23 protein-coding genes and 1 other RNA gene are annotated in these 25,695 nt (G+C 56.8%); 15 read left to right on the forward strand and 9 right to left on the reverse strand.

Going from position 1 to position 25,695, the window contains the following annotated elements; translation table 11 throughout:
• The first annotated feature begins 151 nt into the window (after positions 1 to 151).
• The 3 genes from ABD76_RS12960 to ABD76_RS12970 all read left to right on the forward strand — a co-directional run bounded on the left by ABD76_RS12960 (position 152) and on the right by ABD76_RS12970 (position 1,810).
• Entirely contained in the window at positions 152 to 982 is an 831-nt protein-coding gene (locus tag ABD76_RS12960) for a YesL family protein (protein ID WP_197257455.1), read from the forward strand.
• Between the two features lie 102 nt (positions 983 to 1,084).
• A non-coding RNA gene (gene ssrS / locus ABD76_RS12965) (6S RNA) lies at positions 1,085 to 1,266 on the forward strand.
• Between the two features lie 151 nt (positions 1,267 to 1,417).
• Positions 1,418 to 1,810, forward strand: a complete 393-nt coding sequence (locus tag ABD76_RS12970) for a DUF1499 domain-containing protein (protein WP_168180190.1) — start codon at positions 1,418 to 1,420, stop codon at positions 1,808 to 1,810.
• 99 nt (positions 1,811 to 1,909) lie between these two features.
• Here the strand turns inward: ABD76_RS12970 and tpx are convergent, their stop codons facing one another.
• Positions 1,910 to 2,422 (reverse strand): thiol peroxidase, encoded by a 513-nt coding sequence (gene tpx, locus ABD76_RS12975; protein ID WP_197257457.1) that lies wholly within the window; start codon positions 2,420 to 2,422, stop codon positions 1,910 to 1,912.
• Positions 2,423 to 2,645: 223 nt separating this feature from the next.
• On the opposite strand from tpx, the gene ABD76_RS12980 reads away from it, so the two are divergent.
• Together ABD76_RS12980 and gltC are read left to right on the forward strand one after the other, a co-directional pair.
• Complete coding sequence (locus ABD76_RS12980; RefSeq protein WP_197257459.1) at positions 2,646 to 3,245, forward strand: rhomboid family intramembrane serine protease; 600 nt, start codon at positions 2,646 to 2,648, stop codon at positions 3,243 to 3,245.
• A 55-nt stretch (positions 3,246 to 3,300) separates the two neighbouring features.
• The gene (gltC, locus tag ABD76_RS12985) at positions 3,301 to 4,251 is read left to right on the forward strand and encodes a glutamate biosynthesis transcriptional regulator GltC (RefSeq protein ID WP_197257461.1); all 951 of its coding nucleotides are present in this window, start codon (positions 3,301 to 3,303) and stop codon (positions 4,249 to 4,251) included.
• 92 nt (positions 4,252 to 4,343) lie between these two features.
• Here gltC and ABD76_RS12990 read toward each other — a convergent pair whose 3' ends face one another.
• The 3 genes from ABD76_RS12990 to ABD76_RS13000 all read right to left on the reverse strand — a co-directional run bounded on the left by ABD76_RS12990 (position 4,344) and on the right by ABD76_RS13000 (position 6,886).
• A complete protein-coding gene (locus ABD76_RS12990) occupies positions 4,344 to 5,027 on the reverse strand; it encodes a zinc metallopeptidase (RefSeq protein WP_168180186.1) in 684 nt (227 codons plus the stop codon).
• A 54-nt stretch (positions 5,028 to 5,081) separates the two neighbouring features.
• The gene (locus tag ABD76_RS12995; RefSeq protein WP_206765640.1) at positions 5,082 to 5,570 is read right to left on the reverse strand and encodes a MerR family transcriptional regulator; all 489 of its coding nucleotides are present in this window, start codon (positions 5,568 to 5,570) and stop codon (positions 5,082 to 5,084) included.
• 107 nt (positions 5,571 to 5,677) lie between these two features.
• Positions 5,678 to 6,886 carry an MFS transporter gene (locus ABD76_RS13000; protein WP_197257463.1) on the reverse strand — a complete coding sequence of 403 codons (1,209 nt, stop codon included), beginning with the start codon at positions 6,884 to 6,886 and terminating at the stop codon, positions 5,678 to 5,680.
• A gap of 234 nt (positions 6,887 to 7,120) precedes the next feature.
• Here ABD76_RS13000 and ABD76_RS13005 point away from each other — a divergent pair, with 234 nt between their 5' ends.
• Complete coding sequence (locus ABD76_RS13005) at positions 7,121 to 7,684, forward strand: TlpA family protein disulfide reductase (RefSeq protein WP_197257465.1); 564 nt, start codon at positions 7,121 to 7,123, stop codon at positions 7,682 to 7,684.
• A gap of 111 nt (positions 7,685 to 7,795) precedes the next feature.
• Here the strand turns inward: ABD76_RS13005 and cimA are convergent, their stop codons facing one another.
• A complete protein-coding gene (gene cimA, locus ABD76_RS13010; protein ID WP_197257467.1) occupies positions 7,796 to 9,409 on the reverse strand; it encodes a citramalate synthase in 1,614 nt (537 codons plus the stop codon).
• A 209-nt stretch (positions 9,410 to 9,618) separates the two neighbouring features.
• Between cimA and ABD76_RS13015 the strand changes: the two genes are divergently transcribed.
• The 6 genes from ABD76_RS13015 (at position 9,619) to ABD76_RS13040 (ending at position 18,675) form a co-directional block, all read left to right on the forward strand.
• Positions 9,619 to 10,938, forward strand: coding sequence for a DNA polymerase IV (locus ABD76_RS13015; protein ID WP_197257468.1), 1,320 nt, complete (start codon positions 9,619 to 9,621; stop codon positions 10,936 to 10,938).
• A gap of 136 nt (positions 10,939 to 11,074) precedes the next feature.
• A complete protein-coding gene (locus ABD76_RS13020) occupies positions 11,075 to 11,308 on the forward strand; it encodes a ferredoxin (protein ID WP_006680207.1) in 234 nt (77 codons plus the stop codon).
• A 275-nt stretch (positions 11,309 to 11,583) separates the two neighbouring features.
• Complete coding sequence (locus ABD76_RS13025) at positions 11,584 to 13,437, forward strand: CHASE2 domain-containing protein (protein ID WP_197257470.1); 1,854 nt, start codon at positions 11,584 to 11,586, stop codon at positions 13,435 to 13,437.
• Between the two features lie 105 nt (positions 13,438 to 13,542).
• Positions 13,543 to 15,450, forward strand: a complete 1,908-nt coding sequence (locus ABD76_RS13030; RefSeq protein ID WP_197257472.1) for a FecR domain-containing protein — start codon at positions 13,543 to 13,545, stop codon at positions 15,448 to 15,450.
• A gap of 18 nt (positions 15,451 to 15,468) precedes the next feature.
• On the forward strand, positions 15,469 to 17,214 hold the full coding sequence (locus ABD76_RS13035) for a stalk domain-containing protein (RefSeq protein ID WP_242069556.1): 1,746 nt from the start codon (positions 15,469 to 15,471) through the stop codon (positions 17,212 to 17,214).
• A gap of 48 nt (positions 17,215 to 17,262) precedes the next feature.
• Positions 17,263 to 18,675: a L,D-transpeptidase family protein gene (locus tag ABD76_RS13040; protein WP_197257474.1), complete on the forward strand. Its 1,413-nt coding sequence runs from the start codon at positions 17,263 to 17,265 to the stop codon at positions 18,673 to 18,675.
• An 83-nt stretch (positions 18,676 to 18,758) separates the two neighbouring features.
• Here the strand turns inward: ABD76_RS13040 and ABD76_RS13045 are convergent, their stop codons facing one another.
• Positions 18,759 to 18,896 carry a hypothetical protein gene (locus ABD76_RS13045; RefSeq protein WP_197257477.1) on the reverse strand — a complete coding sequence of 46 codons (138 nt, stop codon included), beginning with the start codon at positions 18,894 to 18,896 and terminating at the stop codon, positions 18,759 to 18,761.
• A gap of 253 nt (positions 18,897 to 19,149) precedes the next feature.
• On the opposite strand from ABD76_RS13045, the gene ABD76_RS13050 reads away from it, so the two are divergent.
• The 3 genes from ABD76_RS13050 to ABD76_RS13060 all read left to right on the forward strand — a co-directional run bounded on the left by ABD76_RS13050 (position 19,150) and on the right by ABD76_RS13060 (position 22,345).
• Entirely contained in the window at positions 19,150 to 20,244 is a 1,095-nt protein-coding gene (locus ABD76_RS13050) for a quinone-dependent dihydroorotate dehydrogenase (RefSeq protein WP_197257515.1), read from the forward strand.
• Between the two features lie 68 nt (positions 20,245 to 20,312).
• Positions 20,313 to 21,122: a GTP diphosphokinase gene (yjbM, locus tag ABD76_RS13055; RefSeq protein ID WP_197257479.1), complete on the forward strand. Its 810-nt coding sequence runs from the start codon at positions 20,313 to 20,315 to the stop codon at positions 21,120 to 21,122.
• Positions 21,123 to 21,748: 626 nt separating this feature from the next.
• Positions 21,749 to 22,345 (forward strand): ArsR/SmtB family transcription factor, encoded by a 597-nt coding sequence (locus ABD76_RS13060; RefSeq protein WP_197257481.1) that lies wholly within the window; start codon positions 21,749 to 21,751, stop codon positions 22,343 to 22,345.
• 75 nt (positions 22,346 to 22,420) lie between these two features.
• Here ABD76_RS13060 and ABD76_RS13065 read toward each other — a convergent pair whose 3' ends face one another.
• From ABD76_RS13065 to ABD76_RS13075, 3 genes are read right to left on the reverse strand one after another with little or no spacing between them, the layout of a single operon-like run.
• Positions 22,421 to 23,503: an efflux RND transporter periplasmic adaptor subunit gene (locus ABD76_RS13065; RefSeq protein ID WP_197257482.1), complete on the reverse strand. Its 1,083-nt coding sequence runs from the start codon at positions 23,501 to 23,503 to the stop codon at positions 22,421 to 22,423.
• Between the two features lie 46 nt (positions 23,504 to 23,549).
• Positions 23,550 to 24,926, reverse strand: a complete 1,377-nt coding sequence (locus ABD76_RS13070) for an ABC transporter permease (protein ID WP_197257484.1) — start codon at positions 24,924 to 24,926, stop codon at positions 23,550 to 23,552.
• Positions 24,923 to 25,648 (reverse strand): ABC transporter ATP-binding protein, encoded by a 726-nt coding sequence (locus ABD76_RS13075; protein WP_197257486.1) that lies wholly within the window; start codon positions 25,646 to 25,648, stop codon positions 24,923 to 24,925. Before ABD76_RS13075 ends, ABD76_RS13070 begins: the two co-directional genes overlap by 4 nt.
• Between the last annotated feature and the right edge of the window lie 47 nt (positions 25,649 to 25,695).

Consider the following 25,695-nt stretch of genomic DNA (forward strand, 5'->3'; position numbering starts at 1 on the left):
CAAAGGTTTTGAATTACAGTAGTATCATATGCCGGGGGGGCATTTGCGACTGAGCAAGTACCCAGAACGCTGAAAATAGGCACTGGCAGAGCAGGGGAGCTTTGTATTATAGTAGATAGGACAGGATGATGTATTCGAGGGGGAATGACCTTTGGAATTTCGAGGGATAATGGGCGGCTTTTACCGCATTTCGGAATGGATTATGCGATTTTCGGTTACGAACGTGCTGTGGCTGCTCTGTTCGGCGCCGTTTTTCTTTTTTGTGCTGGTCAAATTGCTCGTCATGCAGCAAAACATGCTTAATGAGTCGATCACGATGAATTGGATGATGGGGATTACCGCCCCGTTCACGCTCTTCCCGGCGACAGCCGCCATGTTTTCGGTAGGCCGCAAGTGGGTCATGGGGGAGACGGATGTCAAATTGCTCAAAACCTTCTTCAAGTCCTACAAGGAGAACTACAAGCAAGCCATGGTCGGCGGCATCTTCTATACGGTGCTGTTCGTCGTCATGTATGTGGACTATACCGTATACATGACGCAGCTCCAGTCCATGCAGATTGTCGGATTCGTCATGCTCGGACTGCTCATCGTCTTGTTCGTGTCGCTGTTTAATTTTTTCTCGATGGTGGCACACTATCATATGAAAACGGTTCAGCTGGTCAAGAACAGCATCCTGCTGACGCTGCTCCGTCCGCTCCGCATCATCATGACGACCGTTGTCAGCGGCGCGATTTTATATTTCAGCTTGTTCAAATGGCCGTTCCTGCTCATCTTCTTCGCAGGCTCTGTCATTGCCTACTACGCTTTCTTCAACTTCTATGCGGTCTATCAGAAGATGCAGGATCAGCATCAGCGCATGCAGGAGCAGGAGGAAGCAGGAGAAGAGCCCGAGAAGGACGCCGATACGGAAGTTCCCTTCGATGAAGTCGATCACGCGCCGGTCAAGGAGCATGAAGTCGGGAACCGTTATTCCCGTCCATAGTCCGAACGGCTTGACGGGCGGCGGGAAGCTGCCGCGTAAGCTTGGCACGATTGGGAATAAAGTACCGGTTTACATTTGAGGTCCACCGCTATATAATAAGAATACTTCCTGCGATGTACGTGTCGGCTTTCGTTGTTTTGAACCAATGTTTGTTTCTAGGGAGTCCTAGATCGAAGTGCGGCTGGCAAGCCCTCTTGAGGGGAAGTCAAAAGCATTTTTGCGGACGCCCACCTGCTAGAGCAGGTTCAGAAACATAAGAGCCAAACGGCATAGGCGGGTTTTCCTATTGACATTCCAGCCACCTTTCATGTGAATGACCATTCGCATGGAAGGTGTTTCTCTTTATTGGACACATTTTTCCTTCCGTTAACTCCGGAACAGTGATACACTATAGATAAGTGAGCAACGGCTGTCATGAAAAGGAGGAACACGCTTTTGTCACTCAAACGAGTATTGGTCGGCATTCTTCGCAGTTTTGAATCCAGCGGCGATCGTGCCAAAGACCCCAAATTGAAAACGCATTACTATCAAATGTCCCGGGATAAAGCATGGGAAGAAATCGCATCGACATTGAAGAAGATTCAGGGGTACAAAATACTTCATGAGGTTCCTTCTGTCGGTGAAATCACTATGGAGAAACGGACGATGACCGGACGGACAATGGATATTACCGTATCTGTCATCAACGTGGGACCAATGAGAACGGCGGTTGATATTTACTCGGCTTCACGCGGGGGATTAGGTGATTTGGGCGCCAATTATCGCGTAATACTCGATTTGTTCGCTGTCTTGGATAAGAAGCTGGCGGCATACAAAGTGAATAGTTAAGGAAGCGGCCGCCGAATAGAGGCAATGGGCACTGCCTGATGATAAAGCGAGAGGAGAGCCGAAACTCTTCTCTCGCTTTTGTTCTCCCTGGAAGCGAACTTACAGCAAGCTTTTGACCGCTTCGATCGCTTTCTCGTAGTTCGGATGCTCCGTCATCTCGCCGAGCACTTCGACATAGCGAATCGTGTTGTCTGCGTCAATGACGAAGATGGAGCGCATATCAAGCTGAAGCTCCTTAATGAGGACGCCGTAGGCTTCACCGAATGTGTTGCCCTTGTAGTCGGACAGCATGACGACATTCTCGACGCCTGCCGCGCCGCACCAGCGGGCTTGCGCGAACGGAAGGTCGGCGCTGACCGTCAGCACGACGACGTTGTCGCCAAGCTTGCCTGCTTCTTCATTGAAGCGGCGGGTCTGCGCATCGCATACGCCCGTATCGATGGAAGGAACGACGCTGATGAGCTTAATCTTGCCTGCGAAATCGTTCAGGCCTGCAACCTCCGTCAACGATTTGTTCAACCGGAATTCAGGTGCCTTGTCTCCAGCCTTCAATTCCGGGCCCACCAGCGTGATGGGATTGCCCTTGAGCGTAGCTTGACGTTCATTAGACATATCGTTAGCCTCCTTCAATAAAGTGACGGTAATTTATCGAGGTCGTTCAAAAAGTACGCTTCTCATCACGAAGAAATGCGCCTTTTTGAACAGTCATTTACCTTATTTTTCATTATAAAGCTTTGCTTGTACGATTGTCCAATGTCCGTTCGTGATAGGTTGACCGCATCCATGAGAACGATTGGAGAGTTCAGGCCGGCGGAGAGAGAGGAAGAGAAGACCCGTGATATTTATCCGATATGAAAATTGGCGCAGTTATATCAAGCAGTTCCCGGTAACGACGCTCCTCATTATCGCGAATGTGGCGATGTTCATCGTGCTCGCGCTGAATGGGGGAAGCCAGGATAACATGACGCTGTTCCGCTTCGGCGCCGTCTTGAAGCTGGAGCCGTACGCCAGCGAGACTTGGCGGCTGGCGACAGCGATGTTCCTGCATTCGGGATTCCAGCATCTCTTGTTCAATATGTTCGCGTTATTCGTGTTCGCGCCGCCGATGGAGCGGATCCTCGGCTCCTTCAAATATGCCGTGTTGTATCTGCTGAGCGGCCTGCTCGGCAATGCGGCGGCCTTGTATCTGTCCGAATGGGGAACCTTGGCCGTGGGGGCATCGGGCGCGATTTATGGCGTATACGGAGCCTATCTGTTCATCGCTATTTTTCAACGGTGGGCGCTCGATCAGGCATCCCGGAAGACGATTATGATTATTCTTGGCATCGGGATCGTGCAGTCGTTCGTCATCACCGGCATTAGCTGGAGCGCCCATATGGGCGGCATGGCTGCCGGTTTTTTGCTGTACGCCGTACTGCAGCGCATTCGGCAGTAACGGCGGGCAACGCACCGCAAGAACGTATTATTAAGCAGAACGGAGCGAGACATTCGTGGAACTTAGGCAATTGTTGTACTTCGTGAAGGTGGCCCAGAAGGAGCATGTGACGCAGGCGGCGGAGGAGCTTCATGTCGCCCAGTCTGCCGTAAGCCGGCAGATTCACCAATTGGAGGAGGAGCTTGGCGTCAAGTTGTTCCTGCAGAAGGGGCGCAACCTGCAGCTAACGCCGGTAGGGCAGTTGTTCTGCAGCCGGGCGGAAGCGGTGCTCAAGGATCTGGAGCGTGCGGTTCAGGAGGTGCAGGAATTCATGCATCCGGAGCTGGGAGAGGTGCGGATCGGATTTCCGCACAGCTTGGGAATCCATCTCATCCCGAAGCTGGTGGCCGAGTTCCGGAAGCGGCACCCGAACGTGAAGTTCCGCTTCAAGCAGGGGATGTACCCGTCTCTCATTCATGACATCGTATCCGGGGAAGTCGACCTTGCGTTCATCTCCCCCTATCCGAAGGATAGCGATATGGTGACGGGGGAAATCGTGCTGAATGAGGAGCTGCTCGCCATCCTTCCGCCGAACCATCCGCTGGCCCAGGAGGAGACGATCTCCCTGAAGCAGCTGAAGGAAGAGACGTTCGTCATGTTCAGCCCCGGATATTCGCTGCGGCCCATCGTATGGGATGCCTGCATGAAGGCAGGCTTCACGCCGCATATCGGCTTCGAAGGGGAAGAGACGGAGACGATTCGAGGGCTCGTGGCGGCCGGCATGGGAGTAAGCCTGCTGCCGGATATGGCGCTCCAGCATACATCGGAGCTTCAGCCGGCCCGCGTCAGGGTAGTCGATCCGGTCGTGACGCGATCCATCGGGCTGATTCGCCGCATCGACGAGAAGCTGCCCCTGGTGGCCCAGACCTTTCATGCCTTTTTGCTGCAATATTTCAGGGAGCATCAGGAGGGCAAGCGCGGGCCAGGGAACCCGGATTCGGCGACAAATGAGCTTGAGCTGCTGTAGCTTCGCCGGGAGCTTAGCGGCATACACAGAAGAGCCCCTTCGGACCTGCATCGCAGGCGAAAGGGGCTCTTGTCATGATATCGGAAACGGGATTATTCCCGATTGTTCGCGAAGATCATAATGAACTTGAGCAGTTCAAGAAGCGAGATGAGGGCAGCCGCAACGTACGTCAGGGCGGCAGCGTTCAATACTTTGGCGACGCCGCGCTCCTCTTCGTTCGTAATGAAGCCTTCGGACACCATCAGCTCTCGCGCGCGGTTGCTCGCGTTGAACTCGACCGGCAGCGTGACCAGTTGGAACAGCACGGCGGCCGAGAAGAACAAAATCCCGACGAGAAGCAAGTTCGACCATTGGAACAGCAGCCCGGCAATGATGAGGAACGGCGCTGCGCCCGACGTCAGATTGACGAGCGGGAACATGCGGTGCCGCAGCACGAGCATCGGATACGATTGCTGATGCTGAATCGCATGGCCGACTTCGTGACAGGCTACCGAGATGGCCGAGATCGAGCTCTCGTAATAGACCGGCTCGGACAGCCGGACGACCCGATGAATCGGATCATAGTGGTCGGTCAAGGCTCCCTGCACAGGCTCGATCGGGACATCATGCAGCCCGTTCGCATCGAGCATGCGGCGAGCCGCTTCGTAGCCGGTCATGCCGCTGCTGGCCTGCACTTGCGTGAAACGGTTGAACGTGCCTTTTACTCGGAATTGGGCCCAGATCGAGATGCCGAGCGCAATAAAAATCAAAAAATCCATAGGATGAAATAAAATCATATTGTTGCCTCCTATCCGGTACAGATGATGCGAGCTTATTCAGGACCGAAGATGTCACATCATGAAATGATTGTTCTTGTCAATAAAGGTGAGCAGCACCTCTATGCAGGCCGCACTCTGGGCGCCGAGACGGTTGAACAGTCTGCGGGCCTGGGTCGGCTTCAGCTGGTCGAGCATCGGCTTCAATTCCTTCGCCTCGCGCTCCAGCTTCTGCATGTGCAGCTGCAGCTCCGTCAGCCGGTCGGCAAGCTCTTGTTCCGCCGACGCGTGCCTCAGCTGCGCGAAATACTGCTTGATTTCCTCCAGCGAATATTTTTCTCTCTTCATTTGATGAATACGTTTGAGCCGCTCGATGGTTTCAAGGCTGTACAGACGATAGTTCGTATCTGTCCGTCCTGCCGGCTCGATTAGCCCGATTGTCGTATAATAATCAATTGTCCGCTGGCTGACCTTCGCCGCACGGGCAAGCTCTCCGATCCGAATTAGCGACTTATTCCCATCGTCCTCACCTCTCTTTTTTATTACTATGATACTAAAAACCAAACCATACAGTCAAACGTGATGGTTTGGCGAAAAAAGTACAATTTTTGCACGATTTTCAAGTGAGGACACAGGTCGATTTTCCCTGGAAAACATAGAAAAAAAGCCGGTTAGCGCACTTTTTTGTCCGGCTTAATGAACAAGAACACGAGGATGAGCGCAATGACGGACAGGACCGTAACGACGATAAAAATGAGGCGATGGGACTTGTCCATCATCCAGCTGAACAGCGGCGGCCCGAAGGCGACTCCGAGGAAGCGAAGGCTGCTGTAGAGCGATGTGATCATGCCGCGCTGCGCCTTCTCCACCGCGCCGGTGATCATCGTGTTCAGACATGGCAGCAGTAAGCCCGTCCCGATGCTGCTCACCGTAATGAGCGCGATAAAGCCGTACACGTTTTTGTAGAAGAAAATCGTGCATCCGAGCGAGACCGCCATAAGCAGCAGGCCGATATTCATCAGCCAGCGAATCAGCACGCCGTTCTTTTTGATGAGCGAACCGGTAATATAGGCGGTCGTCACCATGCCGAGCAGCGGAATGGCAAGGACAAGACCCTTGACGATCCCTTTCAAATTGTACGGCTTTTCCTCCAAAATGTCGGATAAATAGAACAGGATGCCGAACAGGATAAACAAGGACAGCGCCCCGGCAAAAAAGGCGGGAACGAGCCAGCGTCCCTGCTGCTTGAAGATTTGTCCGATGTTCCGAATATACGTTTTGAGCGGCTGCGGCTTCTTCTTCCGTTCCGGTTCCTTAATGAGGAAGATAACCGCGACCAGCGACAAGGCGCAAAATACGGGAAACGCAAAAAAGGGCGCCGTCCACGTCAGCAGGGCAAGCGCCGAACCGAGTATCGGGCTGATTACCTTGCCGCTGCCGTTGGAAGCTTCGATCAGGCCCAAAGCCTGGCTCTCCTGGGCGTCCTTGTACAAATCGCCGACGAGGGCCATCGCGATCGAGGCCGTTCCTGCCGCACCCAGACCCTGGACCGCGCGGAAGCCGATCAGGATGCCGTAGGATTCCCATAAGGCCCCAAGCCCGGTGACGATCCCTGCCGCCCCGTAAACGATCAGCGAGGGGATAATAATCGCCTTGCGTCCGAAGCGATCCGACAAATAGCCTGCGATCGGAATAATCAGGCCCGCCGATACGGAGAACAAGGTAATGATGAGACTGGTCTGCAGCTGAGTCAGATGCAGATGACGCTTGACCTCCGGCAAAATGGGAACAAGCATCGAGTTGCCCAACACGAGCACAAGCGGTACGGTGGCGATCGCCGTATATTCAAGCCATAGGGAGGAGCTTCGTTGTTTGGCCATGATCAGGTTCCTTTCCTGCGTAATATCTAGAGACAATCATTGCAAGCACGTCGTTACTATTCCCAAGGGAGGAAGGAGTCATACCCGCGGCTTAGGGGCGAAAGGATCGTATTTTATGCAGAAAAAGGGTACAATACATACAAAAGCACATGTTCAGACTTGCCTGCCGGAGTGCGTGTCCCGGCAACGAAGTTAATAACGAACGCGGATAAGATAAAGGAGAGATCGCGGTAAATGAAAAAAAGTGCAGGCGTGCTGATCGTCGGCGTGCTGTTCATTCTCTTCGGCGTGTGGCAGAATCTAAGCCAGTCTTCGGTCTCATCGACCGAAACGAGGCAAGGCTCGGCCGAAGTCGCCCTGCCGGAAGAGACAGGGCCCCAAGTAGGGAAGCTGGCGCCTTCGTTCACGCTCGAGACCGCCGAAGGAACGAAATATAAGGTGGGCGGCAAGCAGGATAAACCGATCTTTTTGAATTTCTGGGCTTCCTGGTGCACCCCGTGCCAGGCAGAAGCGCCCGATCTTGTCAAATTGCATGCCAAGTATAAGGATAAGCTGGAACTTCTGTCGGTCAATGTGACGAATTATGATACGAAGGAAAAAGCGATGGAGTTCGTGAACCAGTACGGGATGGTCAACCCGGTGCTCTGGGACGAGAAGGGAGAGGCTTATAAGCTGTATAACGGCATCGCCTTTCCGACCAATATTTTGATTGACAAAAACGGAGTCATCCGCGAGCTGTTCATCGGACTGCGCCCGCCGAAGGAATTGGAAAAGGGCATCGACAAGCTCATTGACTGACACTGGCCGTAATGTTTTCCGGCAAGTCGATCATGGAGAATCAGGGGGATGTCTCATTGTAGCTGAATACTACAAGGGACATCCCCTTTCGTTTTGTCGCTTTGGTGAGGATTAATGGTTGACGAGCCCCAGCGGTTCTCGGCGTTCGGGAGCGAGATCCACCTTCTCTTTCCCCATAAGCGCATACCGTATGCTGTCTAAGAGAGCTTCCCAGCTCGCTTCTATCACGTTGCTCGAGACGCCGACCGTGCTCCATGTATTTTGAGAATCGGCCGACTCGATGAGCACCCGCACCTTGGCGGCTGTCGTATCATTCTCGTCCAATACGCGTACTTTATAATCGGTGAGATGCATATCTTCAATAAAAGGGTAGTGGCGGACGAGCGCTTTGCGAAGCGCGTTGTCAAGCGCATTCACCGGACCGTTGCCCTCGGCAGCCATATACACGGTCTCATCGCCGACATTCAGCTTCACGATCGCTTCGGAATTGACTGAACGATCGGCCGCCTTCTCGACGATCATTTTGAAGGAAGCGAAGGTGAACGGCTCCTCGTGCGATCCGGTCGCCTGGCGAAGCAGCAATTCGAGCGAGGCGTCCGCGCCTTCGAATTGGTAACCCTGGTGCTCCAGTTCCTTGATGCGCTCGATAATGGCGCGGGTTGTCGGATTGCTGGCATCGAGCTCATAGCCGAGCTGCTGCGCCTTGGACAAGACATTGCTCTGACCGGCCAGCTCCGAGACCAGCACCCGCTGCTTGTTGCCGACCTGCTCGGGCTCGATATGCTCATACGTGCGCGAATCCTTCATAATCGCCGAGACGTGGATGCCTCCCTTGTGAGCAAAGGCGGCGTTGCCGACGTAAGGCTGGTTGACCGGCATGTTCACATTGGCGATCTCGCTCACATACCGTGCGACCGAAGTCAATTGCTTAAGCTGATCGCCGGAGACGCACGAGTATCCCATCTTCAATTGAAGATTCGGGATGATGGAGCACAGATTGGCATTGCCGCATCGCTCGCCGTAACCGTTCATCGTGCCCTGGACCTGGGTCGCTCCGGCTTCCACGGCCGCCAGCGTATTGGCGACGGCCAGCTCGCAATCATTATGCGTATGGATGCCGAGCTTGATGTCGACATGGCTCTTGACGCTCCGGACGATGCTTGCAATCTCGTGCGGCAGCGTTCCGCCGTTCGTGTCGCACATCACGACCCAGTCCGCTCCCGCCTCCTCGGCGGCGCGAAGCACGGCCAGCGCGTATTCGGGATTATGCTTGTAACCGTCGAAGAAATGCTCCGCATCGAGCATCACTTCCATGTGGGCACGCTTCAAGTAGGCGATAGAGTCCGAGATCATGGACAGATTCTCTTCCAGCGTCGTCTCCAGCGCCGTATGGACGTGGAAATCCCATGACTTGCCTACGAGTGTCGCTGCGGGAACGCCCGCTTCGATGATGCGGTTCAGGCTCACGTCTTGCTCCGCCCGCGACATTTTGCGGCGGGTGCTCCCGAAGGCTGTCAACTTCGCTTGCCAGGAATACGACTTGACCCGCTTGAAGAACTCGATATCCTTGCCGTTGCTTCCCGGAATGCCGCCTTCAATATAGGACACTCCGAAGGCGTCCAGCTTGCGCGCGATTTTTATTTTATCATCCGCGGACAGGCTGATTCCTTCGCCCTGGGTGCCGTCGCGCAGCGTGGTATCAAAAATGGAAACGAATGTCGACATACTCGAAACCCCCTTCATTTAGTGCACGGACGATACAGTCCCGAAACTATATTTTCCTATTATAGCATTCGAAAGAAGGATGTATAGTCCGTAATTTATGCGGCGGCAGAAATTGAGCCGGTTGTATTGGCGAACGGAAAGCGGTAAAATGGAACTGGAACAGTTGTTCTGTTGGGGAACACTTCCACGAAGGAAGAAAGGTGAGAGAAATGGGCGGTAAGGAAGAGGCGCGTGACCGGGTCGATCGGCACTATCCCCCGAAGGGCCGTGTCATCCTCCATGTGGATATGAACGCGTTTTATTGCTCCGTTCACGAAGCGGAGGACCCGGAGACGTATCGGGGCAAGCCGACGGCCGTCGCGGGCAGCATCGAGCTGCGCAAAGGAATTATCGTCACCTGCTCCTATGCGGCCCGGAAGAGGGGAATCCGCACCGGGATGCTTGTGAAGCAGGCGCTGCGCCTCTGTCCCCAGCTTGTCTTGATCCGCCCGGATTTCTATCTGTACCGGCGTTATTCACAGGCATTTATTGCTATTGCGCGCGATTATACACCGCTGGTTGAAGTCGTATCCATTGACGAATGCTATATGGATATCAGCGGCTCGAAGTTATTCGGCACGCCGCTTGAGATCGCGAACGAGCTGCAGCAGCGCATCCGCGGCGAGCTATCGCTGCCTTGTTCGATCGGGATCGCGCCGAACAAGCTGCTGGCGAAGATGGCTTCGGATATGAAGAAGCCGAACGGCATTACGGTGCTCCGCATCCGGGATGTGCCGAAGCTGCTATGGAACAGGCCGTGCGGCGAACTGTTCGGCATCGGACAGAAGACCGCCACGAAGCTGTCGCGCTCGGGCATCCGCACGATCGGCGAACTGGCGCAGGCGGATGAAGCCCGTCTCGTCTCGCTGTTCGGCGTCCAGGGCCACTGGATGAAGCGGGCGGCGAACGGGCTGGATGAAGGGCCGGTTCGCCCGGAACGGGAGCCGAACAAGTCCGTCGGACATACGACGACACTGCCGCAGGATGTGACCGCGAAGGAGGATGTCCGCCGCGTGCTGCTCAATCTGGCCGATCAGGTGGCCCGCCGGATGCGCAGGCAGCGGCTGATGGCCCAGACGGTTCAGATTACGATCCGCACGCCGGAGATGAAGACGATTACGCGTTCGGCCACGCTGGATTCGCCCACGGACGATGCGGCCCGCCTGCTGGAAGAAGCTTGGCGCCTCTATGAGCAGCATTGGCCGCAGGATCGGCCGATCAGGCTCCTCGGAATTACGGGACAGAACATGGTGGCCAAGGAGGAGGCGGCGATTCAGCTCGATCTGTTCGACTTCGAGCAGCAGCCGAAGCGGGACCAGCTCATTCAAGCGATGGATCGGATCCGCGACAAGTACGGGGAGAACGCGCTCGTTACTCTGGGCATGCTGGGAGACGATCCTTCGGCGCTGCTGCGGAATCATAAAGTAAGGGGGACCTCCCTGCAAACGGATTTTCTGCGACACGGAGACGGGGACAACCGATCCGATTAATGCGGATCCGGCATCGGGAATCCGCGCGGGAACGCGATAAAATCGAGGATTTCGTTTGAATTTCAACCCTGTTTGTATTATATTGATTACGGAGGAACCATGACGAACTGTTCTGATTACAGGAGGGAACGAACCAATGGCAAAATATACTTGGGTAGATAAAGACACATGCATCGCTTGCGGAGCGTGCGGCGCAACCGCTCCGGATATATACGACTACGACGATGAAGGCATCGCAGAAGTGATATATGAAGGCGATAACAACCAAGGAATCACCGAGATTCCGGAAGATCTGTACGACGATCTGCAGGATGCGGCTGACGGCTGCCCTACGGATTCGATCAAGATCGCGGATACGCCGTTCAACTAACACTGCGTGGCATCAACATAGAGTAAGCTTGTCCCTGCTTGGAGCGGGGATTTTTTTTATTTATGGAAAGAATTCGTTATGCGCAAATATGGGCAAATTTCATGAGACCTGCATGCTTTTTTCTTTGCCAAAAGATACTGCGGCGCAAGCAATCCCGAGTGAGGCCGGTGTCATTGCCAAGAATGCATTCCTCGTTCTACAATGTTATAGGTTAACGCCGCAACAATTGAATATATGAACATATCTTTATTTTGGCAGCCAGGGGGAGGGCTGGGATGAAGAATTACGGAATACCGCTCGGGATCGCGGCCCTCGTCACCATCATTGCGGTGTATGTGTACTGCTTCGGAACCGGGGGCTCGTTCCAGATGGCGGAGCATGCCCTTCGCGATGCGCTGCGCACCAAGAGCGTGGCGGAGCAGGCTCCCGACGATCGGATCAAAATTATTGCGATTGACGAAGAGTCCCTGAATCAGTTGGGGCCGTTTCCTTGGCCGCGCAGCGTATATGCGGATATGATCAAAAATCTGATGGAAGCCGGAGCCAAGTCGGTTGCGCTGGATCTGCTCCTGATCGATCCGGCTGCGGACAAGCAGGATGATGCGCTGCTGTCCGAACAGCTCAAGCGCTATCCGCAAGTTTTTCTGCCGGTACAGGTCACCCTGCAATCCCGTCAGCCTGATGCGGAATCGCTGCTCGTCGAGCGCGTCGATCGGCCCGCCGCTTCTCTCCAGGTGCCGGAGGCGCAGCAGGGCCATGTGAATGTGCTGCCCGATCCGGACGGGGTCATCCGGCATATGACGCTCGGGCTGCGCGACGAGAACGGCGAGATGATTCCATCGCTCGACGTGCTGCTGGCGAACCGGATGCTCCCTGAAGGGGAACAAATCCGTTGGGATGAGGAGAAGCAGGCTTGGCTGCGGGGGGACAAGCCGATACCGACGGATGCCCGGCATCAGGTGGCGACGGATTTCTTCACTTCCGCTTACGGTTATGGAGACAGCGAACTGAACGGGTACGATCGCCAGTCGTTCATCGATGTGCTGACCGGCGTCGTCGATGCCGCGTATTACCAAGATACGACGGTCCTTATCGGCCCGTATGCGACCTCGCTCAGCGACAAGCATATGACGCCGTTGAGCCGGACGATGACGCTCCACGGCGTGGAGATCCATGCGAACATGGTTCAATCACTGCTGGAGGGGCGCTTCTATAAGGAAGCTCCCTTCGGCTGGAACGTGTTCGCGCTCGCCGCGGGCATTGCCGCTGCCGCCTGGTGCGGGAACCGGGTCCGGGGCGTGCCGGGGGCAGGATGCGCCCTGCTGCTCGCCGGCATATATACGGTGATCTGGATCGGAGTCTATGAGACCGGCTCGGTATTCATTCCGTATTTCACCGAAATATGCGGGATGACCGCCTCTTACACGCTCCTTCTCGCTTATCGCAGCCGCGAGGAGCGCCGGGCGCGCCAGCAGGTGGAAGAGCTGTTCGGGCGGTATGTGTCGCCCGCCGTCGTGACGGAGCTGCTGCGATCCAGGGAGGCGATTCGGGTCGGCGGAACGCGCTGCGATATTACCGTCATGTTCATCGATATTCGAGGGTTCACTCCGCTCTCGGAGCGGCTGGCCCCGGAGGAGACGATCCAGGTGCTCAATCAATATTTGCATGCCTGCGCCGACGTCATCTTCCGCCATCAGGGGACGCTGGACAAGTTCATCGGCGATGGCGTCATGGCCATCTTCGGCGCCCCCTATCCGCTGGAACGGCATGAAGAACATGCGCTTCAAGCGGCGCTAAGCTTGGTGAGACGGGCGGAGCTGTTGAAGCAGACGGTGGGAGCGCATGATATCTCCGTTCAGTTCGGCATCGGGATTCAGAGCGGCGAAGCGGTCGTCGGCAACATCGGCTCGGAAGCGCTCCGGCTCGATTACACGGCGATTGGCGACACGGTCAACACCGCCGCCCGCCTGGAATCGCAAGCGAAGCCGGGACAGGTGCTGGTAGGGGAAGCAACGGTGCGGCGCCTTGGCAGCCGGTTCAAGATGTCCGAGGTGGGGCCTCTCAAGCTGAAGGGCAAATCGGAGCCGGTGCTCGTCTACGAATTGCTGGCGGAACAAGAAGAGGCGTGAATTAGGACCGAAGGACGGATTTCATACGCAAAAAGGATGAAAAAGTAAAAAAAACGCTCGCAATTCAGTCGATTTCATCCGATAGAAAAGGAGAGGAGGGATAACGTGCAACGACGGAGATGGAATCTCATGTTCATCATCGCATGCTGCTTATTGGTTGCCGGGCTCATCCGGCCTGTGCCGGCTGCGGCTGCCGATAAGGCGGTGCGCGTAGCTCTCGTGAAGGAATGGAAAGGAACGGCCACCGTTACGAAATCAGGCGGCGGCAAGCCGCTGCAATTATTCAAAAATATGAGCATCAATCAAGGCGACCGGATTGTCACCGGCTCGGAATCCCGCGTCGTGCTTCAACTGGTCGGCGGGGACAAGGAGGATGAGCTGACGATCGGAGAAGAGGCCGAAGTGGCCTTTACGGAATTGGATGGCGAAAAAGGAGCCAAGACGAAAATCGGAGTATGGGCCGGTTCCGTCTTTGCCAAAGTAAAGTCGATTCTGGGAGCGGATGACCGCTTCGAATTGGAAACGCCAACGACCGTGATGGCTGTTCGCGGCACTCAGTTCGCCGTGCGCGTCGATCCCGGCGCCGGATGGACGGATCTGCATGTTACCGCCGGCGTGGTCCGCACGCAGTACCGGGGGATCGATATGAACTCCGCCGAGCGGGGAACTCCGCTTAAGCCGCTGTTCGAGCGGGATGTGTATCCGGCGCAGGCCGCCAGCTTCGTTCCGTTGAAGTCGGGAGGAGTGAAAGCCTTGTTCGCCTATGCGGATACCGATTCGCTCGCGGCAGAGCTTGATCCTGCCGTGCTGCGGGCGATGGTTCGCGGTTTCCGCGACGCGGCCGAGGAGAACAGCGGGTTGCTGCGGGAATGGCAGGAATCGGCCTGTGCGGCTGAATCGGCCTCGGCGGACGGAACATCGTGCCGGGTGCTTGAGAGCTTCCTGGAGCTCGGGACGGAGAAGGCGATCGGCGGAGCTTCGGCAGAAGCGCGGAGCGAGGAAGAAATCCGCATTCAGCGCAATCTGGCCGCGTTCCACGGCGTCATCGTCAGAACGGCGCTGGAGGCGGGAAGGCTGACGGCGGCCGAAGCGGCATCTTCCGGCACGGCTTGGCGCGACGCCGCCTTGCAGCTTACTGCGGGCGAACGGGAGCGCATCACCCAGGCGAAGGAACAGCGAAGCCGCCTGGAGGAAGCTGTATCCGCAGCCGAACCGGTTCCGTCCAAGGAGGAGGAAGCGCGCCGGCAGGAGCAGGCGAAGCTCGATCGGGAACGCCAGCTTCAGTTGGAGCGAGACTATGCCGCATCGTTGGAGAAAAAAGATCGCCAGCGCTTCGCCGAGGACTTGAAGAAGGCCCGGCTTGAGGTATGCGAGAACGGAAAGGCATCGGCCATGTGCGTGGAGGCTCCGAAGCCAGGCAGCGCAACGGAGGAGACTTCGGGGAGCTCCCCGGGGAATGGAGAGAAGCCGAACCCGGACCCCGGGCCTGGTCCGAAGCCCGATCCGGATCCAGACCCGGATCCCGAACCGGAATTGAAGAAGGATGTGCTGGAGTTGACCGCAAGCGCGGCAGAGGTCCAGGCGGGAGCCGCGGTCGAGATTACGGCCGTCTTGAAGCGATTGACGCAGCCGGTTGACGTCGTCGCCATCCAGTTCGCCGTCCAAGCGAGCGGCGGTACGCTCGATCGGAACAAGCTTGAGCAGGATGCCGGACAATACCGGCATGGCGGCGGCAAGTTCGATATTGCGTTGAGCCCGGATACCTATCATGAAAAGAACAGCGTGGACGCGGTATCGGTCTCCGGCAGCCGGGTACTGTACCGGATTCTCGTCACGGCGCCCGGATCCATCCGGCTCGAGAGCGAGGACGCGATGCTGACGCTGCCTTATACTGCCGGATCGGGAGGAACGATGTCCTTCACAATATCCGATATCCGCTTCTATGATGCGGCAGGAACGGCTCACTCGATCGCACCGATGGAGAAGCCGTTGGAAATTAAAGTGAATCCATAAGTCATAAAGGAGAACAGCATGAATCGAAAAGTAAAGCAATTTCATTGGGCAAGCAAGATGCTCCTCCTTATGCTGTGCATCGGCACGGCCAGTGCGGAAGGAATGGCTTCCGCATCGTCCGCGCCAGCTCCTATGACGCCGCCGGTACAGGAAATGAGCCGCTTCGACAGCTTGTCGACGCCTGCGATCGACTTCGCCGCCTGGAGCCGCTCGCCGGTCTGGTACGAGACGATCGATTGGGCCGGCTCGGGCGTGTCCGGCTCGGCTGACGGCAGCGCCGAACGGGCGCAGTTCCGCTATCCAGCCGGACTGCTGGCCGAGAAGAACGGCGCGCTCCTCATCGCGGACACCTATAACCATCTGATCCGCCGGGCTGACGCTGCGGGACAAGTCGCCACGCTGGCCGGACAGGTCCGCTTCGCTGCGGAGACGCGGGAGCCGAACGGGAGCTGGGCAGACGGCAAGGGCACGGAGGCCCGCTTCAATCGGCCGATGGGGATGGCGGAGGATCGGCAAGGCAATCTCTATATAGCCGATGCGGCGAATCACGTCATCCGCAAGCTGGACAAGTCGGGCCGGGTGACGACGGTAGCCGGCAGCGGTCTTGCCGGCTGGAAGGACGGCACAGGAACGGAGGCGCGCTTCAATGAGCCGCGGGACGTGGCCGTGGCGGAGGACGGTTCCCTCTACGTCGCGGATGCGTTGAATCATGTCATTCGGCGCATTGATGCGAATGGCCATGTAACGACACTGAACGCGCGATCGAAGCGGATCGTCGAATACGCTCCCGGCGCGGTCGCGGCAGGAGGCGATTATGAGGACGGCAAGCTCGCGGAGTCCAAGTTCAACGAGCCGAGCAGCCTGGCCTTCACTCCGTCCGGTGATCTGGTGGTCAGCGACACCGGGAATCAGCGCCTTCGCTTGGTGAATCTGAAGCAGAAGCGCGTGACGACGTTGGCCGGCGCCGGATCGGTCGCCAGCTATAGCCTCAAGTTCCCGAATGCGCGGCTGTATGCCGCGGGAGGCTACCGGGACGGGAAGGCGAGCGAGGCGCTGTTCAACGGCCCGGCAGGCATCGCGATTACGGCCGAGGGCGGCATCGTCGTCGCGGACCGGTGGAATCATGCCGTCCGCTATCTCTATGACGGCAAGGTGTATACATTAAGCGGCGGCGGCCGGACAGGCCATCAGAACGGCTGGGCGGAACAGGCGGCATTCCGCGAGCCGCAGGATGTGGCCGTGCTCAGCAACGGAACGATCGCGGTGGCGGACGGATTCAATAATTCGATTCGCCTTATCCGCCGCTACACGCTGCCGGAGGAGGTCCGTTCCCCGGCCGGCGCAAGCCCGTCCGCACAGGACGCGGTCATTACGGTGTATAATGACCGGCGGGTCGAGATGCCGGTTCCTGCGGTCATCCAGAACAATCGCGCCTTCCTTCCGCTGGAGCCCTGGAAGGCCCTTCTCGGATACGGCGTGGAAGAGCTGGATCATGACAAGGTGCGGGTAACGTTCGGTCCGTCGGTTTTTACTCTGGAGCGGGACGCCCCGCAAGTACAGGTGGAGCGCGGCGGGGCGAAGCGGACGCAGACGCTCAGCGCGGAGGAAGCGCCCTTCCGGCAAGACGGACAGTGGCTGATCCCGGCGCGCTTGCTCGATCAATTCGGGATGCATGTCAGTTGGGTTCCGGAGCTCCGGACGCTCATTCTTCGGGATACCGTATTCGAACGGCAAAACGCGTCAGGCGAAGCAGCCGGACGATAAGGAGGAAGCGGGACAGAAGACGAATGATGAAAGAAGGGAGGAATCAGAGTGCCCCCTCAATCCGGCCAACCGGCCCCTCAATGGTCCAAAAAAGACCAAGCCTATATGAAGGAGTATCTGGAAGCCCATCCAGACAACCGGATGGCCTGGTATTTGCTGGGCAAGCAATATGAGCGGTCCGGGGAGCAAGGGAAAGCCAACTACTGCTTCAACCAGGCAGGAGATATCTATAAAGCGTTCGAGAATGAGCCTCTGCCGCAGGAGACGGTAGAGGAGCAGGTGAAGGAGCGGATGGAGCGCGAGAGGCTGCGCCGGACGAGGGCGCGCCGGCTGCGGACCGGGTTATTGGCCATTCTGTTCCTTCTGCTGCTTGTCCTCTTGCCCGGCGGAGAGGCGGCGGCACCCGACGGAACGCGTCTCCGCGTTCAGCGGGACAAGGGCTTTGCGCAGGAGACGCCGCAAGAGGAGGTCAGCGGCGGCACCTTCTACCGGCTGGTGGCCGCAGGAGACGACGAGGGCTATGCGCGCGCCTTGAAGCGGATCCTGGAGAAGGAGCGGAAGCCGGGCGGCGAGGATGCCGTCGTCCGGATGGAGGCGGATGAAGCATGGCTCATCTGGTCGCGGAAGCCCGAGCCCGTTCTGTTGGCCAGCACGCCATCCGAAGGCGGGCCGATTGAGATGCTGCCGCTGGCGGATCCCGATTGCCGTTGCGAGGAGGAGCGGCTGGAGGTGAGCCAAGGGGCGGCGCTGTGGACGGAAGCGAGCGAGCAGCGGCTGATTGCCAAGTCGGCCCTGACGGCCTACGTCAAGCAGGGCAAGACTGCCCCGGATCAGTGGGCCGCCATGGCGAAGGCCTATCCGGCCAATTCCGTATCCGGCACATCGGAGGAGATCGAACAGGCTTATGCGGAGGTGCTGCAGGTCTACCGCAACGGGATGGGACGCGGCCCGAAGCGCAAGCGGACCGAGCAGGCGCTCTCCCGCATGTGGGCGGATGAGGCCGATCCGTTCCGTGAGCCGATTCGAATCGTGGTCGACAAAAAACGGCACCGCCTGGGGGTGGTCAGCGGCGGCATCCTGCTCCGCAATTATGAGATCGGACTCGGAGGCAGGCGTACGCCGAAGGGGAAGTTCGTCATCTCGGAGAAGGTGGTGAATCCGAATGGCTCCTCGACCGGCGCCTTCGGAAGCCGGGGGATGACGCTGTCGGACACGCTGTATGCGATTCACGGAACGAATGAGCCGGACAGCATCGGCCGGGACGAATCCCTCGGATGCATCCGCATGCTGCCGGACGATGTCGAGGAGCTGTTCGACATGGTGCCGATCGGGACGGAAGTGAGCATTGAATCGGATGTGCTGCCCGGCGAGCTGCGGATCCCCGAGCCGGAAGGACGGTACCGGCTCGATCTGACGCCGAAGCAGGACAACCCGGGCAAGGTCTACCGCTGGCTGGATTAACCGCTGCCGCGGCGAAAAGAGAGAGCCGTGTTCCCTTGGAGGCTCAGGGGCACGGCTCTCTTATTCCTTGAACGGCAGGCATGTTATCCGTTCATCACTAGTAAGATGGAAACGATAATGACAATAACCAGCGCGATGCCCCCTGCCCAAAAAATGGCTTTCTTGTTCACGGCATCCTGCGGCTTGGTCGCGATAACGGGAGGTTTCCGTTTCGTTGCCATAGTTCATCACCTTTCTTCGAAATCGCTTGTTCACTGCCTTTATTGTAATCGTTTTCCGGGCAAAAGGCCAGACGAATTGAAAGTGAATCCAGACTTTTCTTTTGCCGAAGAAAGATTTAAACTATTTGTTAGGGCCAAAATGCGCCTGCTTCTCTCAAGGGACGGCTGCCGTGCCGGAGAAGGGGTTGGCGACGAGCCAAAATAGTACCGAAGCAGGCTTATTTGTCTGGCATGGATGAACGGAGTGAACACGTTGTTGTATCGATATATTGCAAAACCTCTTCTATTTAAAATGGATCCGGAGCAGGCGCATCACCTCGTCATCGGGGGGATGAGCAAAGCAGGCCGGATTCCGGGCGTGCCAGCGCTGCTGAGAGGGGTATACGGGGTTGGAGAGAATCCGGCCTTGAAGACCGAGCTATTCGGCTTGTCCTTCCATACGCCGATTGGGTTGGCGGCCGGCCTGGACAAGAACGCGGAGGCGGTGAGCGGTCTCTCCGCGGTCGGCTTCGGGTTCATGGAAGTCGGCACCGTTACGCCCAAGGGGCAGCCGGGGAACGAGAAGCCGCGCATGTTCCGTTTGCCCCCGGACGAGGCGCTTATCAACCGGATGGGCTTCAACAACAAGGGAGCGGACAGCATGCTGCAGTCGCTGTCGGCGCTGCCGAAGCGGCCGATTCCGGTATGGGTCAACATTGGCAAGAACAAGGCGACGCCGAACGAGCAGGCGCAGGACGATTATTTGTCCTGTCTGAGGACACTCTATCCGGTAGCAGACTTGTTCGTCATCAATATCAGCTCGCCCAACACGCCGGATCTACGCAATCTTCAGCATGGAGACGAATTGAAGTCGCTGCTGCAGGCGGCCGGTACGGAAATGAAGCGGCTTAATGCAGAACATGGACGGAGCAAGGCCGTGCTGGTGAAAATCGCTCCCGACGTGTCTGACGCCGAACTGGAGCAAATGACGAATACGATTATGGCGAGCGGCGTATCCGGGATTATCGCGACGAATACGACGCTCTCCCGCATGGGAGCCGGGCACAGCAACCGGCTGGAGGCCGGCGGCTTGAGCGGGCGGCCGCTGGAGGAGCGATCGACCCAGGTCGTGTCCCGACTGTACCGCCTGACGAACGGCTCGCTCCCGATTATCGGCTCGGGCGGGGTGTTCAGCGCAGAGGACGCCTATCGCAAGATTCGGGCCGGCGCCAGTCTGGTAGAGATTTATACCGGCTTCATCTACCGGGGCCCGGGCGTTAACCGGGATTTGGCGGCGGGTCTGGCCCGCTTGCTGGAGCGGGACGGGTACCGGCATATATCCGAAGCCGTCGGCGCGGATCACCGGTAGAACGATTAAGAGACATCCGCTTGGACGATCATAGATAACGGACGGTGGGAATGACAGGAGGCGCTTGAATGGACGGAAGAGATTGGGGAAAGTTTTTGCTGCCATATGAGCAGGCCGTCGAAGAGTTGAAAGTCAAATTCAAGACGATGCGCTCGGAACTGAAGAAGCGGGAAGAGTATTCGCCGATTGAGTTCGTAACGGGACGGGTGAAGCGCATCTCCAGTATTCTGGACAAGGCGAAGCGGCTGGACGTCCCGATGGACCAGTTGGAGCGCGGAATCGAAGATATCGCAGGCATCCGCATCATGTGCCAATTCGTGGATGATATCCGCAGAGTCGCTGAGTTCATCCGCCATCGCAAAGATATGACCCTGCTGTACGAGAAGGATTATATTACGAACTATAAAGAGAGCGGCTACCGCAGCTTCCACATGATCGTGGAATACCCTGTGCAGACGGCCCTCGGCCAAAAGATGGTGCTGGCGGAGATCCAAATCCGGACGCTGGCGATGAACTTCTGGGCAACCATCGAGCATTCGCTCAATTACAAATACCGCGACAGCCTGCCGGAGGATGTGCGGCTGCGCCTGAAAAAAGCGGCCGAAGCCGCGTTTATTCTCGATAATGAAATGTCCAGCATCCGGCAGGAAATATTGGAGGCGCAGCGCGATTTCGAGGATCAGTCGCGTCTGGTGCATCAATGTCTGGCCCTGATTCAGGAGCTGTACTTCTATCATAAAGTAACGGAAGCCGTCCAGTTCCAGCAGCGGTTCAACCTGTTGTGGGAACGGGAAGACCGGGCGGGAATCAAGCAGTTGGAGGAAGATATTATCGCCATGCTCCGGGAGGCGAAGCAATCCGGCTCGGACGGCGAATGAGCGGGCTGGGCGATGCCGTGCCGTGAATGAATCCGTGATGGATAGAAAAACAGAAGAGATGAAAGCATAGGGACGGCATCCGCAAGGGGCCGTTCTTTGATGATATGACTCAAGCATCAGCGTGAATCGTGGCCGGGGGCCGAAGAGAAGCAGCACATTGAATTAGCAGTACACCGCACTATGGAGATTCTATAAAAGTGCTGTTCCATAAGTAGTTTTTTCGATACATTGAGATAGTTCCCCTGCTTCTCACAGCTCGTCTGCCGAAAAGCTGCGAAAATACAGTTTTCCATTTTGAGGTCTACTCCGTAACCGACATTCCTGCAAAACTGCAGGATTTTCTGCCATGTCAATTGGTTGGAAGGGAAAATCGGCGAAAAGGATGTACTTTTGCAGGAATTGCATCAGATAGTGCCTGAAATGGCGTAAAATCCTGCTCAAATGCAGGATTCGCGGCCTCAACCCTCTTCGCTCGTCCCGCCGCCGTCTTTCCCGCCTCTACATTCTTTGTTAGCTTGAGGGGGTATTCTATCGAGCCTTGAAGAGTAAAGCATCAGGCACGATGACCCCGCCGGAAGGAGACGCGCAAGCGGTGATGCCTTCTTAGCGGTTAAGGAGGCCATGGATTGAAGAGTCACCGAATTATTGAAGACCTCGAGCTGGCGAAGGCCCTGCTTGACTCGAGAAAAAACCAAATCCTGCGATTGGCGCGGGAAGAGCCGTTGACGGTGAAGCAGTTAGCGGAACGTCTGAACGAGAAGCCTTCCCGGTTATACTATCACGTCAAAAAGCTGGAGGAGCTGGATCTATTGGTGGAAACGAAGCAGCATGGCAATCTGATCGAGAAGTATTATCAGACGAATCCGATGCAGCGCAGTTATACGTTCGATCGCGAGCTGGCGGCGGAGAATTCCGCTTATATTTTGCAAGAGCTGTCCCGGGTGTTCCAGGAAGGCATCGGCATCATCGAAGAGCAGATTCACTTGAATCGCGACGGCGAGAAGATGCTGGCCGAGGCGAATATCGCGTACCGCAGCATGACTCCGAAGGAATGGGAGCAGAAACTGATTCGGGGAGCGGTCGCCGCAGAGAACGGCTCCGATACGGTCGAGCCGGATGAACAAGAAGAACTGGGACCCTACGCCGATCAGACGGAGAAGGACGACTATGTTCTTGTCACGCTGTCTTATCGGCTGAAGGATGTGCGGGCGCCGAAGCCGTGACGGCTCCGGCAGGAGACGGAAGAGCCCCTGGCATGAAGGAATCCTCATGCCGGGGGCTCTTGCTCTGGCAGGCTGCTATTGCAGGACGACCTGATCGCCTTCCTTCAAGCCTTCCAGGACTTCCGTTTTTTCCGGAGTCTCCATTCCGATCTTGATATCTCTCCGTTCGACTTGACCGTTGCCTTTGTCGAGGAAGACATAATACTGATCTTTCTCGCGCAGCACGGCCACGGTAGGAACGACGATGGCGTTTTCCTTGCGCTCGGTCTCGATCTGGCCGGTCAGGCTCAGTCCGGCGATGAGCTGCTTATTCGGCTCCAGTCCGATGATGACCTCGAATTGAGCGGGCTGATTCGTATTCTGCTGATCGGTGCCTGCCTTGGCGAATTTGGATACTTTGATTACTTTTCCTTTCAGCTTAACCTGCTTCAGGGCGTTGATCTTCACTTCGACCGGCATTCCTTCCGCGATGCGGAATACATCCTGCTCTCCGACAAGCGAGACGAGCTGGAGCTTGTTCAGATCGACGATCTTGCCGAGGCGGTCGTTGCTGTTCACCTGGGAAGGAATCTTCTTCGGATCCTCGAACAGGAAAATGCCGGACGCCGGCGCCCGAAAGTTCGCTTCATTGAGCTTCTTCTGCTTGTCCGCGATGTCCCGTTCCTGAATATCCAGGGTGACTTCGCTTAATTCCTCTTGGAGCTTCTGTGCTTCCCGCTGCACGAATACTTTTTTGCGGTCTGCCTCCGTCACGCCTAGCGCCTGCTCCTCCTGGCCCAGCGCGCTCTGGACTTCCGTCAGTCTCATTTCGAGGCGCTGCTTCTTGATTGTCGCTTGCGTCTGCGCGATTTCATTCTCCAGGGCGGTCGAGTCAAGCCGGAACAGCACGTCTCCTTTTTTGATTTGCTGGCCGTCCTTCACGTTCCACTGTCTTACTTCCGCGCCGAATGGAGCATGCACGAACGTCTCCTGCTCATAACTTGACTTCCCTTTGACTTCGATGCTGTTCACCAGCGTTTCCCGGGTCACGGGGAAGGTGATGGCGTCATTGTTCTCCATCGCCGTTTCCGGGGCGGGAGGATTGCCGAATGAATAGAGTCCGTAACTGATTCCGGCGAGTATCAGGATAATGATTGCCCATTTTATTTTTTTCTTCATTCCGGTGAGCGGACCTCCTTAGTCTATAGTTGTGGCGCGACCGCGATCAATCGCGCTTGATGGCCGTCAGCGCATCGGTTCGCGACGCGCTTATCGCAGGATAGAGGCCCGATATGACCCCGGTCATAATAGCGAAGGCGATGCCGATCGGAATAAAGTTGGACGAAATAAAAATAATCGGATCCCCGCTGCCGTCCGACATGGCCCCTGCGGCCGCCCCGTTGATCGCCCAGACGATCCAATAGGACAGCATAATGCCGACCAGGCCGCCTACCAGGCCGAGCAGCGCCGCTTCGATGATGAACATATTGCGGATCTGCTTCAGGTTGGCGCCCAGCACCTTCATAATTCCGATTTGCCGGCGGCGCTGATACGTTGACATCGTCATCGCGACGACGATCGAAATGGAAGCGATGAACAGCACGAACAAGCCGATGCCGAGGGCGATCGTGCGCACGATGGCGAATTGTTCCTTCAGTCGGTCTATCTGGTGAAGGTTGGTGCTTGTGTTCAGGACCAGCTTTTTGATTTGCTTTTCGACGTGCTCGACATTTTTCTGATCGTCGACCTTGACGATGAGCGAGTTGTATGTACCTGGCTTGGGAACGGAGTCCCCTTCGATCTTCAGCTCTTGCTGCAGCAGTTCGGCGGTCTCCAGCGAGACATACGCCTTTTTGTCGTACATGATCATGTCATCCGTGCTGCCGGCCGGCTTCTTGAGCACGCCGGACACGCGAAGCGGAGAACTGGCCTGCGGGCGTTTGCCGTCCTCGCCTCCGAACGGGATCAGCCGGATCTGGCGCTGATAGAGCGAACTCGGCGTACGGCTCAGATTGCGGTATTGCTGCATTAACGCATCGTCGTACGGGTTCTCGTTCAACTGCTTGATCAGCTTGTCCATCGTCTCCTCGTCGACGAGTCCGAGGGTGGCCCCGTAATTCAAAATGACGGTCCCTGTCAGATCGGAAGCCGCGCCCTGCATGAACTCATGGCCGAAGTCGGTCAGCGTATTCAGGTCGGTGCCGATAATCTCCAGGCCGGACTTGCGCTCGTCGGCGGTCTCCATCTGCATATAGCCGAGCTGCTGAAAAGCCGCTACCGCCTTGACGTGAGGTATATTGCGGATGACCTCGAGCTTCTGCTCGGTAATCTGCCCGCGTTCCTCGGCTTCGCTGTTATCGCTTTTGCTTGCGTTTTGCGCGCTCGGGTCCGAGACGCCCTTGTTCGGCGTGACGGTGATCTCATCCATTTTCAGAAAGGAATTCAATTGCTTCTCCGCGAACACCTGGGCCGATTCCCCAACGCTCATCGCGACGACGATAGAGGCGCAGCCGATCGAGATCCCGATGGCGCACAAGCCGGTAACTACCTTGCGCCGCTTCAACTGATCCCAGGACAGCCGTATGTAGTCAGCGATTCTCAATGGGTTTCACCTCCGGCCGGGACCGCTTCTTCCCGAGCTTGCTCCGGAGCGGGGCTGTCATCGTGCAGATGGCCGTCTCTCAGCGTAAGAATGCGTTTCGTCTGGGCAGCCACTTCATGCTCGTGGGTGACGATGATGAATGTCGTATCCATTGTCTGGTTCAACTGCTTCAAGATCGCGATAATCTCCTCCTCGGTGCGGGTATCGAGATTCCCCGTCGGCTCGTCGGCAAAAATAACGGACGGATCGGTGATAAGCGAACGGGCGATACTGACCCGCTGCTGCTGTCCGCCCGAGAGCTGGGACGTGAACAGCTCTGACTTGTCGGGAAGGCCGACCTGTTCCAACAGGCGCATCGCCTTGGCCTTGCGCTCGGAAGGGGCGACGCCCTGAAAGATGAGCGGCAGCTCGACGTTCTCCCGTACCGTGAGATTGGCGATCAGTTCATAGGCTTGGAAAATAAAGCCGATATTCCCGCGCCGGAATTCGGCCAACTGGTTCTCGCTCATCGTGACGATGTTCTGGCCGGCGATATATATGCTGCCTTCCGTCGGCTTCATCAGCCCTGCCATCAAATTCAGCAGGGTCGACTTGCCGGAGCCGGAGCTCCCGAGCAGGGCGACCATCTCTCCGCGCTGCACACTGAACGATACCGAGTGAAGCACCTGGGTCGTCTCCGGCCCGTTTTTGAAGGCGTGCGACAGATTTTCAACACGTAACATCCGTCTCCTCCTCTCTCTGATTGTCTGTTGTCCCGGATGATTGTGAA

Source organism: Paenibacillus dendritiformis, from assembly GCF_015845845.1.
GTDB lineage: Bacteria > Bacillota > Bacilli > Paenibacillales > Paenibacillaceae > Paenibacillus_B > Paenibacillus_B dendritiformis_C.

Excerpts from the sequence above, each read along its gene's own strand:
- ABD76_RS12990 (WP_168180186.1), bottom strand. The coding sequence starts at position 5,027 with ATGATTTTATTTCATCCTATGGATTTTTTGATTTTTATTGCGCTCGGC.
- ABD76_RS13020 (WP_006680207.1), top strand. The coding sequence starts at position 11,075 with ATGGCAAAATATACTTGGGTAGATAAAGACACATGCATCGCTTGCGGA.
- ABD76_RS13015 (WP_197257468.1), top strand. The coding sequence starts at position 9,619 with ATGGGCGGTAAGGAAGAGGCGCGTGACCGGGTCGATCGGCACTATCCC.
- ABD76_RS13065 (WP_197257482.1), bottom strand. The coding sequence starts at position 23,503 with ATGAAGAAAAAAATAAAATGGGCAATCATTATCCTGATACTCGCCGGA.
- ABD76_RS13000 (WP_197257463.1), bottom strand. The coding sequence starts at position 6,886 with ATGGCCAAACAACGAAGCTCCTCCCTATGGCTTGAATATACGGCGATC.
- tpx (WP_197257457.1), bottom strand. The coding sequence starts at position 2,422 with ATGTCTAATGAACGTCAAGCTACGCTCAAGGGCAATCCCATCACGCTG.
- yjbM (WP_197257479.1), top strand. The coding sequence starts at position 20,313 with ATGGACGGAAGAGATTGGGGAAAGTTTTTGCTGCCATATGAGCAGGCC.
- ABD76_RS13005 (WP_197257465.1), top strand. The coding sequence starts at position 7,121 with ATGAAAAAAAGTGCAGGCGTGCTGATCGTCGGCGTGCTGTTCATTCTC.
- ABD76_RS13025 (WP_197257470.1), top strand. The coding sequence starts at position 11,584 with ATGAAGAATTACGGAATACCGCTCGGGATCGCGGCCCTCGTCACCATC.
- ABD76_RS13075 (WP_197257486.1), bottom strand. The coding sequence starts at position 25,648 with ATGTTACGTGTTGAAAATCTGTCGCACGCCTTCAAAAACGGGCCGGAG.
- ABD76_RS13035 (WP_242069556.1), top strand. The coding sequence starts at position 15,469 with ATGAATCGAAAAGTAAAGCAATTTCATTGGGCAAGCAAGATGCTCCTC.
- ABD76_RS13045 (WP_197257477.1), bottom strand. The coding sequence starts at position 18,896 with ATGGCAACGAAACGGAAACCTCCCGTTATCGCGACCAAGCCGCAGGAT.
- cimA (WP_197257467.1), bottom strand. The coding sequence starts at position 9,409 with ATGTCGACATTCGTTTCCATTTTTGATACCACGCTGCGCGACGGCACC.